The following is a 14,068-nucleotide window of genomic DNA, read 5'->3' on the forward strand; positions in this document are numbered from 1 at the left end:
ATTGCTATGATGAGAAACATTATTCATACTCTGCTTGGTTTGTTAATTGCAGGAAGTTTTTTTGCGGCCGGCAATAAACCCATTGACCCGGATTTAAAAAACAGGGCAACTGATTTTATAAAAAATAAGCCGGTTAAGTTTGTTGAAAATAAAGGGCACATGACCGATATGAATGGGAGCCCCGTTCCCTTTGTTTTGTTCAAAGCGGAAGCACCGGGTATGAATTTTTATATTACCGAGAAGGGTCTGACTTATTGTTTCTTTGAAGCGGATGAAGATCGTGAGATGGAGGTAGTAGAACCAAGTAAAACATATGATAGAGAGCGTCGCGAAGTGAAATGGACGCGAATCGATATGGAGCTTAAAGGAGCTTCGATCAAAAGAGAAAAAGTAGTTTCAGAAGGTCGGTCAGAATATTTTAATCAATATTTTTTAGGGAATTGTCCTAATGGAATATCTGATGTACATAGCTATAATAAATTAACTATTCAGGATGTGTATCAGGGTATTGACTGGGTGTTTTACAATTCAGATGCAAAGGGATTTAAATATGATTTTGTAGTTCATCCCGGAGCAGATCCCGATCAAATTAAATTATTATACCGATCGAAGAAGATACTCGATATCAATGAGCAGGGCAATATTAAGATTAATACATCTTATGGTAGTTTAACCGAACAAGCTCCTGTAAGTTATATTGCGGAAAACAAAGAAAACATCCCCACAATTTTTGCAATTAAAAATGTAAATAGGTGTACGCGAGGTAAAACAGACGATGGTTATGAAGCACTTGTTAAATTTAATTTGGGCGTGGAAGCAGAAAAATTAAAATCCCAGACAATAATTATTGACCCGCAATTGGTTTGGTGTACAATTTTCGGAGGAAATGACGTGGATGGATTTACAGCTTTTGATTGTGATGCCTCAGGCAATTTATTTGTAACAGGTTATACGAATACAAACCCGGGTTTCCCGGTTTTAAATGCAGGATCATATTTTCAGGGACCTGCCGGAGGAGGAGGCGATGCATTTATTCTAAAATTTTCTGCTACTGGTACATTGATTTGGCGTACATATTATGGCGGTAACGGTATCGACCATCCTTTAATGGTGAATGTTGACATTTTTGGTAATGTATTTGTTGTTGGACAAACAACTTCAACAAATTTTCCGGTTCAAAATGCCGGTACGTATTTTCAAGGGACACTAAGCTTTCAAGGGCCATCAGGTTCAGACGCATTCATATTGAAATTCAATAATGCCGGTGTCAGGTTTTGGGCCACTTATTTTGGAGGATTATCCAGTGAAGTTGCTTATGGTTTAGCTACAGATGCTTCCGGAAATATTTTTGTTTCGGGCTGGACTGCTTCTGCTAACTTTCCTACAAAAAATGCAGGAACATATTATCAGTCAGGATTAACCGGGCTTAATCTGTTTATTTTAAAATTTGATAATACCGGAAATCATATTTGGGGAACCCAGTATCCGGGCGCTCAGGCTGATGGTTCAGCAATTGCAATTGATAATTCGGGCAATGTATTTATTGCCGGTGTTGGTACCATTGGTCTTGATACCTTCAATTCAGGAACATTTTTTCTAGGGGCACCCCCCGGAGGTGGAAGGGATTTGTTTTTTTTAAAATTTGACAATTTGGGCAATCGCCTTTGGGCAACTTATTATGGGGGAAGCGGAACAGAGGATATTTCCGGCATAGTGTGCGACGGATCAAATATATTTATCAACGGCATCACAACTTCCGCAGATTTTCCTCTACAAAATAGTGCCGGAAGTTATTACGACGGCTTACTTAATGGTTGGAGCGATGGATTCATTCTTAAGTTTGATAACCTGGGAAATAGGATATGGGGAACCTATTTTGGAGGCAATAATGATGAGACAAGCGTTTTTTTTGGCGGAAGTAATCATAGTGTTTTATCTACTAATTCAGGTGATTACGACAGAGCTGAAGTAGATGACTGCGGAAATGTTTATGCAGTGTTCGAAACAGATTCTCCGGATATTTCTACAATTAATCCCGGATGTTCAACCTATTTTAAGGGAACAATGAGCCGCAGTGATATAGTTATTGCCCGCTTTAGCAATGCAGGTGTGTTGACCTGGTCAAGTTATATCGGTGACGGTAATTTCAGGGGCCCAATTGCTATTTCTCCCATAGATGGCCAAACTCTTTTTGTTGGCGGCGAAACATATGGAGCGCTTCCTTTTGTTAATCCAGGCTCAGGAGCATATTTTGATAATAGTCCCAATGGAAATGATGATTCCTTTATTGCAAGGTTTAATCCAACCATTCCGACATATACGAAATCTAAAATTGATCCGACAGGATGCAGTGTTTGTAATGGTTCTGCAACTGTCAATGTAAGTAATGTTTGTGCCGGTTCAGTTCTTAATTATGTGTGGAGCAATGGAACTCAAACACTTTTAACAACAAGTACGTCAAATACTGTTACCGGACTTTGTCCCGGAAATTATTCAGTTACCATTACTGAAACAGGTTGTAATGCTACCAAAGGGATTCAAAGTTTTACCCTTGGTGGCGGAGCTGGCAACCTCACATTAAATAATACAATAACCAATACTTCATGCAAAGGATTGTGCAATGGGAGTATTGCAATAAATCCTACAGGAGGCGTAATGCCATACACATATGTATGGAATAATTCTCAAACAATAAATGCAGCAACAGGACTTTGTACCGGTTCCTATTCTGTTACTGTAACAGATGTAAATAATTGCAAATCGGTACAAGACTTCAACGTTACAGAGCCTTCTGAAATAAATGTTGGAGTCATTGCTCAATGGGTATGCCCTGCAAATTTAGGGTCGGCTACTGCACTTGTTTCAGGTGGAAGCCCGGGGTACAATTATTTGTGGAGCAATTTGCAGACAGGTTCTATTGCTTCAGGGCTGGTTACAGGAACTTACACAGTAACTATAACTGATTCAAAGAGCTGTATCAAAACAAGTAGTGCCTCTGTTTCTGTTATACCTATGGTAATAACAACATCATCCGGTAATATTACCTGCACACAAGCCGGAAGGGCATCAGTAACTGTTACCAACGGATTAGCTCCTTTTATATATACATGGAGCAATGGTGGTGTAACTTCGGCCATAAATGGATTGGCCGCAGGTGGGTATACGGTTACTATTACTGATGGCAATGGATGTACAGAAACGAGATCATTTACAATAACAGGAAGTAGTTCGGCATCGGCTACATTTACACAATCCCCTGGCGGCACTATTTGTATGGGGACAACGGTAAATTTTACCAATACCGGTTCTACGGGAGCCGGCTCACCTTATAGCTGGTTAATAAACACAATACCCACAACAACAAGTGTTACTGGTACAACGGCAAATTTCTCTTATACTTTTTTATCAGTCGGGACATACGAAATTCGGCATATTACCACGAATTCCGGCTGTACAGCCTCGGAGTATAGGTATCTTACTGTTGTAAATTGTTCTTCACCAACAGTAACAGCAACAGGTAGTTCGGTATGTCCGGGTTTATGTGGTACAATAAGCTCAACCGGATCGGGTGGAATAGCACCATATACTTATTCGTGGAGTAATGGTGCCACAACACAGAATATAAGTCCTTGTCCGGTATCAAATACTACTTATACGGTAACAATAAGAGATTCCGGGGGAAATACATCAAGTTCGACAGCAGTTGTAACAGTCAATCCTGCGATAAGTGTAACAACAACTCCAACAAATATAACCTGTAACGGAGGAGCAAACGGAACTGCTCTTGCAAACCCCGGCAGTGGTACACCATCATATACATATAGCTGGAGCAATGGCCAAACTGTACAAGCAATTACGGGCCTCTCTGCCGGTAATTATACTGTAACAGTGACCGATAACAAAGGTTGCATAAAAACTGCAACTGCAACTATTGTAACGCCCGCTCCTTTAGGTGGGCAGTTTGCAAAGGGAGCTGCCAATTGTACCGGCTGCGGCTGCAAAGAATGGTTAGTGGTAAATGCCACAGGGGGCACAAGTCCATATACTTATCTTTGGCCGGATGGTTATGCGAACAGGTATAAAAACCAACTTTGCCCCGGAAATTATAACGTGAATATTAAAGATAAAAATGGTTGCAGCGTGAATATTAATCTGAGTGCGCCGTAAAGACCCTCGATTATTTTAGCGAATCTTTTATATATATATCAACCAGCCGTGGTATGGCATAGTTGTTAAATCTTTTTTTATCGACAACTAAGTATTCGTTCGTGATTTTCAGTGATCTCTTTGTTTCCACTTCCCAAAATCTGGCGAAAATATTCTGGTGACTGAGTACATGCTTATATGTTTTTGAAACCGATCGAATCGTATGATCATATTTAGCTAATAGCTTTTCCCATTCAGCGGTTTTTAATAGAGCTTGCTCATTTAATTTAATTTTTGTTTCAATAAGCGGAAAATCATACAGGTTTTTCCAGATATCGCTTCCGGTACGTTTTTTTATTACAATATCGTTCTTGTGTCTCAATACAATGTAATTAAAGTATCGGTCGCGAACTTTGGTTGTTTTTTCTTTTACCGGGAGTATATCGACTGAATTTTTACTGTAAGCCAGGCAAATACTGTTAAATACACAATCAGCGCAATCAGGATTTTTCGGTTTGCACCAGGTAGCTCCAAACTCCATCATGGCTTGATTAAAAAGAGCAGGTTGTTTTTTATCCAGCAATTCATTCGCTAATTCATAAAATTCCGCTTTCCCTTTTGTAGAATCAATAGGTGTTTTAATCCCGAACACCCGGGCAAGCACACGAAACACATTGCCGTCAACAACAGCATGAGGCTGATCAAAAGCAATGGAACTGATCGCGGCGGCTGTATAGGGACCAATGCCCTTTAATTTAATTATCTCTTCGTATGTTTCCGGAAATTTCCCTTTTTGTTTTAATGCAATGTGTTTTGCTGTTGCATGTAAGTTGCGCGCCCGCGAATAATATCCAAGTCCCTGCCAGAGTTTCATTACACGCTCTTCCGGTGCAGCAGCCATTTTTTTTATCGTCGGAAATTCTTTAATAAATTTCAGGTAATAGCTCATGCCCTGATCAACACGCGTTTGCTGTAAAATAATTTCCGAGAGCCAGATAAAATAAGGGTTACGAGTATTGCGCCAGGGCAAATCCCGTTTGTTCTTGTTGTACCAGGAAATAATAGTTTTTGTGAAATCCATGCGCCATCACCCAACCCTTTCCAAAGAAGAGAGTTTGGTTGTATTACATAAATTTAATGTCCTTTACATTCAGTTGCAGGGTGGTCTTCCCATTCCACTCATGTTCTTCAATAGTATAACAAACATTAAATGGTTTACGTTGATAGATATCGTTAAATAAATGTCCCATTCCAAAAGCGATCGCGGCGAATGTTTCCTTTGGATCTTTAGCATCCTGTATGTTCATTTTAAGATGGTTGTTCCCGACGATACATATATTGCCGGAGTCAACAACATTTGTTGTTAAAAATACAGGTGACATATTGCCGGGTCCGAAAGGAGCCAGCTGCTTAAGTATGCGCAAAAATTTCTGATTAATATCATTAAACTTTAGTGTGTCATCAATCTCGATTTCAGGGATGAGCATATGATCTTCAATAGTCGCGTTCACTACCTCTTCAAATTTATTTTGGAAGGCAGCAACATTTTCCAGCTTGAGTGTCAATCCGGCCGCGTATTTATGGCCACCAAATTGTTCAAGTAGTTCGCTGCATGCTTCTATTGCTTTGTACACATCAAAGTCTTTAACTGAGCGGGCCGAGCCGGTGGCCATGCCATTGGATTCAGTAAGCACGATTGTAGGACGGTAATATTTTTCAATAAGTCGTGACGCAACAATTCCGATAACTCCTTTATGCCATTCGTTATGAAAAAGCACTGTTGTTTTACGATCGATCAGGGCATCATTGTTGTCAATCATACTCAGGGCATGCTCGGTGATCTTTACATCAAGATCGCGTCGCTGTGTATTTGTAATATTTATGTTTTGCCCGGAAAGCAGGGCAGAAGCGCTATTGTCAGATATTAAAAGCTCAACCGCTTTTTTTCCGTTTTCTATGCGTCCCGCAGCGTTTATACGGGGACCTATAATAAATACCAGGTCGCTGACGGTAAGTTCACGTTTGATATTGGCCAGTTCGAGCATGGCTTTAAAACCGGGACGGGAATCACTGTTGAAACGTTTAAGTCCGTAATAAGCCAATACACGGTTCTCGCCTGTAACCGGAACAATATCGGCAGCAATACTTACAACAGCCAGGTCTAAATAAGGCCCCAACTGTTCAAAAGGCAAATTGTTTTTAACGAGGTAAGCCTGCACTAATTTTAATCCAATGCCGCAGCCTGATAATTCCTTAAAGGGATAATTGCAATCGCTTCTCTTGGGATCAAGTACCGCAATGGCTTCAGGGAGTTCTCCCCCGGGACGATGGTGGTCACAAATAATAAAATCAATATTGCGCTGATTGGCATACTCAACTTTATCAATTGATTTTATCCCGCAGTCAAGCGCAATGATAAGTGAGTAACCGTTTTCTTTTGCCCAATCAATTCCCTTGAAAGATATACCATATCCTTCGCCGTAACGATCGGGAATATAGTAATCAATGTTTTTATGAATGTTTTTAAAAAAAGTAAATACCAATGCTACAGCTGTAGTTCCGTCAACATCATAGTCGCCATAGATCAATATCTTCTCGTCTTTTTTAATTGCAGTTTCTATGCGCGCAATGGCTTTGTCCATATCCTTCATCAGGAGTGGATCATGCAGGTGAGTGAGTGAGGGGCGAAAGAAATATTTGGCAGTATTATAGTCTTTAATGCCGCGTTGTGCCAGTATATTTGCCAATGTGGCATCAACACCAAGTTCGGCGGTTAATTTACGGATGATAGCTGTGTCTGCTTTCTCTTTTATTTTCCAGCGTTTGTTGATGGTAATAGTTTTTGTATTTGCTTCGATCATTGTTTTAAGTTAATGAGTTATTAAGTTATTGGGTTATAAGGCTCGCGGGTTAATTGGATTGAGCATAAATAACTTAATAACCCAATAATTGAAACTCTACTTCACCACATCATTCTTATATTTTACCTGTTTTACTTTGCCGGCCTCATCATACTCTTTCCACAATCCTTCTTTTTTTCCGTTTACATATTTGCCGATATTTTTGGGTTTGCCATCTTCATAATACTCAAAATAATCTCCTTCCAATTCATTGTTTTTATACGTTCCTTCTGAATTGATATTACCGTTCCTGTAAAATGTTTTCATTTTACCTTCAAGTAAACCATTTTTGTATGTGTATTGAATGCTTTTTTCACCTTCAAGGAAGTACCAGTAGGTTATACCTTCACGCAGGTTGTTAACATAATTTCCTTCTTCCTGGATTTTGAAATTTTCCTGGTTATAGAGTTTTTTTACTCCGTTAAGTTTGCCATTACGATAGACGGCTACCCATTTTGCATGTCCGCCATTTGCGTAAATAACTGAGGTGCCATCCAGTGTATCGTTGGCATAATTTTCCTGTTTTGTAATATAGCCGGTGCGGTCAGTTTCAATACTTGGTCCGTTCTTTCTTCCGTTGATGTAGCTGTCCGTTCTGCTGATCAATGGAGGATCAGTACCTGGGTGATAACTAAGCCAGGCTCCATTCTTCTGGGCGTTATAATAATTTCCATACCACTCCAGTCCGTTAATGATCTCCTTCCATAGACCTTGTTTTTTACCTGCTGCATCGGTTTTACTTGTATCGCCGCTTACAAAATTCAGGGCTGATGCTGATATTGCAGCAAAGCAATACATAGAGACAAATAGACGTTTCATATTACTTTATTTTAATATTTTTTCATACAAATATGTCAATTTTAGAGTGGTTTTACAATACTCCGAACGGGGAAAATATCAGAGCCACTTCTTACGCTTGAAATAGAAAAGAAGCGAGATTATAATGGTAAGCATGACGGCCCACACTCCTATATAGCCCCATGGAGAGCGGAGTTCAGGCATATAGTCAAAGTTCATTCCGTAAACACCGGCTATAAAGGTTACAGGAACAAAAAGGGTTGTAATAATGGTCAACACTTTCATTATCTCATTCATTTTGTTACTTACGCTTGAGAGATATATATCCATCATACCTGATAACAGATCCCTGAACGTTTCAACAGAATCAATAACACGTATGGTGTGATCGTGTACATCGCGCAAATATATGGCGGTAGAATGGATGATAAGTTTAGTTTCGCTTCGTTCAATATTGTTGATGAGTTCCCGCAACGGCCAAACAACTTTTCTCAGGTATATCATTTGCCGTTTCATGTGGTGGAGACGGGTAAGGGTATGCCTTGTGGGCTCACCTATCAGCTCTTCCTCCAGCACTTCAATGCGGTCACCGATTTTTTCGAGAACTGAAAAATAGCAATCAACCACCGCGTCAATTAAACAATAGGCTAAATAATCGGCAGCGAATTTCCGGATACGCCCTTTGCCCTGACGTATACGGGTTCGTATAAGGTCAAACGCATCTCCGCCATGAATCTCCTGGAAAGAAATAACCGTGTTGTTCTCAAGCAACAGAATACTCAACTGTTCAGATTGCAGATCACCATTGTAATAAAGCATTTTCATTATTGAAACTACATAATGATCGTAGTCTTCAAATTTGGGCCGCTGATCGGTATTTACAATATCTTCCAGGGTAAGAGGATGTATATTGAACAGCTTACCGATACGTTCAATAAGAGCTACATCGTGTATACCATCCACATTGATCCATTTCACCATATCGGGTTTAATATGGATCATGCATTCATGAATGTCAAAAAAATCTTTTTCAATAAGTTCCTGTTCGTTGTATTCAATGAGGGTGATCTTGACCTTCTCAGGATGTTTTTCGCCTGAGTATACCGGAGTTCCGGGAGGCAAACCTTTTTTATGATCTGGGGTCATATCAACGAATTGTTTCTGCCTGACCGCAGGCAGGAATTTGTACTAATTTACGAATAAAAGGTGCGTATATTTTGAAATTTTACAGTATACCATGGCTACATAAGTTTGCGGAAGACAAACTGGCCAACGCTGCTGGTATAGCCGGTTCTAATTTCGTTTGCGACGCAAACTCAATAAGTACCGGCATATTAAAGAACTAAATATACCCATGCTTGCGCATTTGCAAACCGCTTACCCCTCTCACTTGCGCACTGGCATATACACAGAGGGGATTTTAAAGTCCTCTTTCTTTGGAGAGGATTTAGGTGAGACTTATTTCTTCCCTTCTACAACAATCACGATCTCGCCTTTAACAGTTTTACTCTTAAAATAATCTACCAGTTCCTGCAATGTTCCGCGTTTCGTTTCTTCAAACATTTTTGTGAGTTCACGGGAAACAGAGGCTTTGCGTTCAGGTCCAAAAGCAATGGTGAATTCTTCAAGTGCTTTTACCAATCTGAACGGAGATTCATAAAAAATCATTGTGCGTTCTTCTTCTTTTAAATTGTTCAATTTGGTCTGGCGTCCTTTTTTCTGTGGCAGAAATCCCTCGAAACAAAAGCGCTCGCTGGGTAAACCGCTGTTCACCAATGCCGGCACAAAGGCTGTTGCCCCCGGTAAACACTCCACATCTATTCCGGCTTTCAGGCATTCACGAACGAGCAAAAACCCGGGATCGGAAATGGAAGGTGTGCCGGCATCACTTACCAATGCTATTGTTTGCCCTGCTTTAATGCGTTCGATCACCTGTTCTACCGTTTTATGTTCGTTATGCAGGTGGTGCGATTGCAATGGTTTTTCAATTTGATAATGGCGAAGTAAGTTGCCTGTTGTACGCGTGTCTTCAGCCAGGATCAGATCTACCTCCTTTAAAATGCGTAGTGCCCGAAGTGTTATGTCTTCGAGATTTCCGATGGGCGTGGGGATTATAAAAAGTTTCAAGTTTCAGGTTTCTGGTTCAACACCACAAATTACGAATTTAGACAGATTACTTTTGCAAGTATTCTGTAAAATCAGTCAACAGCCTGAACACATCTTCAAATTTAGTAAGAGGCAATGTTTCCGGCTTGTCGTAAATATCATGGTAGGCTTTTATACCTCCAAGTGTGTAAATGAAAAAGCATTTGACACCATTTTCGGAAAAAAAATAGTGATCGCTGTTGGTGGCCTTGCCTCGTATTTTTATTTGAGGCAAATATTTTTTTCCCTCGTTGATCTTTACAAACTCATCAAATTCGGGTTTAAATACAGCACCGTTCACTACAGTTATACCCTCATCGCCTGTGCCAAGCAGGTCGAGGTTGATGAGAAATTTTATTTGTTTTAACGGGAACAAAGGGTGCTCAACATAATATTTTGAGCCGAGTAAACCTGCCTCTTCCGCGCCAAAGGCCATAAATGCAATGGAATATTCTGGCGGGTGTTGTGAGTAATAGCTGGCCAGGTTAAGCATCAGCGCGCATCCGCTGGCATTATCATTCGCGCCGGGGAAATAAATATTTTTGCCCATGTGACCCAGGTGATCGTAATGTGCTGAGAAGACAATAAAGCTGTCGGGGTATTGTGTGCCGGGGATATAGCCAATTACATTCTGTGTTGGATAATCCCTGATCATTTTGTTTTCAATATTTATTTTCATTTTTTTTGATAATGAATCAAAGGCTGTAGTAGAGATATGTAACATTGGAATACGACTGGAAACAGTAGCGATATCCATGATAAGCTTGCCTTTTTCAATGAATAGAAGCAGGCAATTGCTGCAATCAGGAGTAATTTGTACGTTTTCCTTTATCACAAAAGCGACGCGTGATTTTTTTCTGGAATTTGATCCTGTGAAATCCGCTGCGGAAACATTTTTAATTCCGAACGATCCTTTTTTGCCGGCACTCGTACCTCCAATTATAAAATCTTTGCCAGGCCTGAGTTGTTTTCCGTCAATTGAAACAAACATTTTACCGGGAAACGTGTTTATGTTTAATTGGAAGTTCTGGAAATAGTTTTGACCCCAGAACTTCAACTTAAATTTTTCAAACTCTCCGGCCAGGTATTTTGCCGCGATTTTTTCCCCGTGGTTTACATACCCGCGCCCATGCATGGAAGGGGAAGCAAGAGTATCAACAATCTTGCGGGCATACTTAATATCCTGGGAAGAAAGAATCTGAAGTAAGAAGTAAAAAGTAAGAAGACAGAAGTACCTTGGGAAGAATTTCATTCTGATGGTGTAGTTATTCGGTACAGTTCATTGATAAACATAAACTACCTGAATAACTTAGTAACTCATTAACTTAATAACCCATAACTAATAACTCATTAACCAAACAACTACTTCAATTTCCGCTTAACAATGTTCATAAATTTTTCAACCACCAGATCATCATCTTTCCACTTGTAAATTTCTTTGATGCTGTTTAAGAACGATTCGGCTTCAGTAAATGAGGTATAATTATTCAATTGGTTAACGGCTGCTGTATATTCATTCGTAATGCCTTCAAACAGTTCATTTATAAATTGAAATTTTTCATTGATACCAATAGCAGTATGGATATCAGCAATGGCATCGACCTTTTTATCAGTTATTTTTTCCGCTTTTTGAGCAACTTGCATTACGGGTTTTGGGCTGATGGCTGCTCCAAACAGATCGGTTTGAACATTAGGTGTAGCAGAGGTTTCAGGATCTGCTGCCGGGGTTTTATGATCCCTGGCACCATCATGACTTTTTTCATTCAGGAAATGAAGAATTATAGCTTTTTGATGCAGTTTTTCGATCTTGTTTACAATTGTTTCGAGTTCAAGCTGTGGTATATGATCGTGATCGAGGGCATTATCAAAATGTTCTTTGATGTTAGCGATAAGGTTTTCAATATCTTTCCTGATTTGATTTTTATCCATAGTTTAGAACTGAAATTATACAGCTAAATATACAATTTTTTTCAGGGTTATCACAATGAACATTGAGGAGATACATAATTACTGCATGGACAAAAGAGAAGTGACGGAAGGAATGCCTTTTGGTGATTCGGTAGTTGTATATAAGGTAGCGGGGAAAGTGTTTTTACTTGTGAGTCTGGATGAAACTCCTTTGCAATTTAATGCCAAATGCGATCCTGCAAAAGCCATTGAGTTGCGTGAGCAATATGATTGTGTTCACCCTGGCTACCATATGAATAAAAAGCACTGGAATACGATAAAAGTCGACGGATCGGTAAGTGATAAATTATTAATGGCATGGATCGATCATTCGTATGATATGGTTGTAACTGGACTTTCCAAAAAAGATAGAATGAAGCTGCAGGATGCCGGACAATAAGAACAGGGACTTCATATTATCGTTACTATCCTGCGTGCTTCATTCAGTATCTTAAACTGCATTTTCTCTATGCCATTCTCCAATGCGACGGTACCCAACGGGCTTGCCCGTAACGGTTATATCTCCAATGGCCCTCTATCCATACCCTGTGTGGACGGCATGCGCTGCGATAAACAGGACCTGGTATGATAACGGGGTGCGGAGTGACAATAACTCCCAGGTGCGGCCTGCAATGCCTGTGACGTTGTGCATTAGCGTTTTTACAGTTGCTGTGCCAAGCATTAAGCCCAATATCAGCATTAAAATTTTTGCTTTCATATGTATTGCTCTTTATTGTGTTCTGATTATTAGACGCAAAATGAAAGCCAGGGTTTAATGGTTCATCAACAAATTTTTTACCTTTACTATCGTTGATATAGTGATGTAAAAATGAAAAGAATAGTTCGATATTTTATACAAGGTATATTAACCGCAGCGCCGCTGTTCATTACCTTTTACATAATGGCTCTTTTGTTCAATAAAGTGGGTTCTGTACTGCATGAACTGGGAATTACGATCCATCCCTATATTGATTCTTTAATTGGCTTTTTTGGCGTTATTGTCCTCGTTATTTTGATTGGGATATTAGCTTCCAGCCTGGTGTTCCAATCCATTATGCTGGTGATCGACCGTACTCTTGTGCGCACCTCTTTTATAAAAACAATCTATTCCTCTGTTAAGGATCTGCTTTCGGCATTTTTGGGCAGCAAAAAGAAATTCGATAAGCCGGTATTAGTGCTTGTTAATAAGGAAACGGGTAACCAGCAGCTTGGTTTTATCACACAAACCGACCTGAAGTACCTGTCGATCTCCGAAGGCAAGGTGGCGGTGTATATGCCCCATTCTTATGCTTTTTCGGGGGTTTTATTGATAGCGCCTAAAGAAAATGTAACTCCGCTAAATGCCGGATCGTCCGAAGTAATGAAGTTTATTGTTTCGGGCGGAGTTACAGATATAGATGACCATAATCAACAAACAAAATAAACCATGCGAAAACTACTGATCACCTTGTTAAGTGTAATGACGCTTACAGAACTTATTGCACAAAAAGTTACGGTTAAAGAATCGGGCGATGCACTTGTAACCACCATTTATGAAACCGAACAGGATGATATAACCAAAGACTGGAAATCGTTAATGAAAAAGTACGATGCCAGAGTTGACGTAAGCAAAAATAAAATAGAGGCGAAAGATGCTGACATAAAGAGCTTGTCGAGCGGAAAATTTAATGTGACCGCAACCATGGAAAAAATAAAAGACGGGGAAGTTAAATTGGTTGTAGTGTTTGATCCTATTGCTACAGCCGAATCAAAAACTCCGGATCGTTCATCGTACATGAGCGGGGCGAAAGATATTGTGAAAGACTTCGCCTACAAGCGCAGCAGTGAATCGGTTGGCGAGCAGGTAAAAGACGCGCAAAAGGCATTTGACAAACTCGAAAAGCTGCGCGATGGCCTGGTGAAGGAAAATGAGAACCTGGCCGGTGATATTGAAAAATACAAGAAAAAAATAACCGATGCCGAGCGCGATATTGAAGTGAACAAAAGTAAAATAGAGGACAAGAAAAAGGAAGTTGAGGCCCAGAAGAAAGTGCTGGAGGCGATTAGTGATAAGCAGAAGGAGTTGAATTAATTGTTTAAGTAATTGATATGCGCTGTGAAGTATCGCTTTATCACTCCAAATGGATTTAGCG

11 protein-coding genes are annotated in these 14,068 nt (G+C 39.9%); 4 read left to right on the forward strand and 7 right to left on the reverse strand.

The genetic code is table 11. The annotated features are described in order from the left end of the window. The first annotated feature begins 6 nt into the window (after positions 1-6). Positions 7-4,167: an SBBP repeat-containing protein gene (locus HYU69_03290; protein ID MBI2269361.1), complete on the forward strand. Its 4,161-nt coding sequence runs from the start codon at positions 7-9 to the stop codon at positions 4,165-4,167. 10 nt (positions 4,168-4,177) lie between these two features. Here the strand turns inward: HYU69_03290 and mutY are convergent, their stop codons facing one another. The 7 genes from mutY to HYU69_03325 form a co-directional block, all read right to left on the reverse strand. Further along, a complete protein-coding gene (gene mutY, locus HYU69_03295; GenBank protein MBI2269362.1) occupies positions 4,178-5,227 on the reverse strand; it encodes an A/G-specific adenine glycosylase in 1,050 nt (349 codons plus the stop codon). Positions 5,228-5,270: 43 nt separating this feature from the next. Beyond that, positions 5,271-7,007: a single-stranded-DNA-specific exonuclease RecJ gene (recJ, locus tag HYU69_03300; protein ID MBI2269363.1), complete on the reverse strand. Its 1,737-nt coding sequence runs from the start codon at positions 7,005-7,007 to the stop codon at positions 5,271-5,273. A gap of 96 nt (positions 7,008-7,103) precedes the next feature. Beyond that, on the reverse strand, positions 7,104-7,865 hold the full coding sequence (locus HYU69_03305; protein MBI2269364.1) for a toxin-antitoxin system YwqK family antitoxin: 762 nt from the start codon (positions 7,863-7,865) through the stop codon (positions 7,104-7,106). Positions 7,866-7,943: 78 nt separating this feature from the next. Further along, positions 7,944-8,990: a magnesium/cobalt transporter CorA gene (gene corA / locus HYU69_03310; protein MBI2269365.1), complete on the reverse strand. Its 1,047-nt coding sequence runs from the start codon at positions 8,988-8,990 to the stop codon at positions 7,944-7,946. Positions 8,991-9,302: 312 nt separating this feature from the next. Further along, entirely contained in the window at positions 9,303-9,971 is a 669-nt protein-coding gene (gene rsmI, locus HYU69_03315) for a 16S rRNA (cytidine(1402)-2'-O)-methyltransferase (protein MBI2269366.1), read from the reverse strand. A gap of 46 nt (positions 9,972-10,017) precedes the next feature. Continuing rightward, positions 10,018-11,241 (reverse strand): M28 family peptidase, encoded by a 1,224-nt coding sequence (locus HYU69_03320; GenBank protein ID MBI2269367.1) that lies wholly within the window; start codon positions 11,239-11,241, stop codon positions 10,018-10,020. Positions 11,242-11,351: 110 nt separating this feature from the next. Next, complete coding sequence (locus HYU69_03325) at positions 11,352-11,918, reverse strand: hypothetical protein (protein MBI2269368.1); 567 nt, start codon at positions 11,916-11,918, stop codon at positions 11,352-11,354. A 55-nt stretch (positions 11,919-11,973) separates the two neighbouring features. Here HYU69_03325 and HYU69_03330 point away from each other — a divergent pair, with 55 nt between their 5' ends. The 3 genes from HYU69_03330 to HYU69_03340 all read left to right on the forward strand — a co-directional run bounded on the left by HYU69_03330 (position 11,974) and on the right by HYU69_03340 (position 14,007). Continuing rightward, positions 11,974-12,336, forward strand: coding sequence for an MmcQ/YjbR family DNA-binding protein (locus HYU69_03330; GenBank protein ID MBI2269369.1), 363 nt, complete (start codon positions 11,974-11,976; stop codon positions 12,334-12,336). A 429-nt stretch (positions 12,337-12,765) separates the two neighbouring features. Next, complete coding sequence (locus HYU69_03335; GenBank protein ID MBI2269370.1) at positions 12,766-13,359, forward strand: DUF502 domain-containing protein; 594 nt, start codon at positions 12,766-12,768, stop codon at positions 13,357-13,359. Positions 13,360-13,362: 3 nt separating this feature from the next. After that, entirely contained in the window at positions 13,363-14,007 is a 645-nt protein-coding gene (locus tag HYU69_03340; protein MBI2269371.1) for a hypothetical protein, read from the forward strand. Positions 14,008-14,068: the final 61 nt, after the last annotated feature.

This window comes from Bacteroidota bacterium (genome assembly GCA_016183775.1).
GTDB lineage: Bacteria > Bacteroidota > Bacteroidia > JABDFU01 > JABDFU01 > JABDFU01.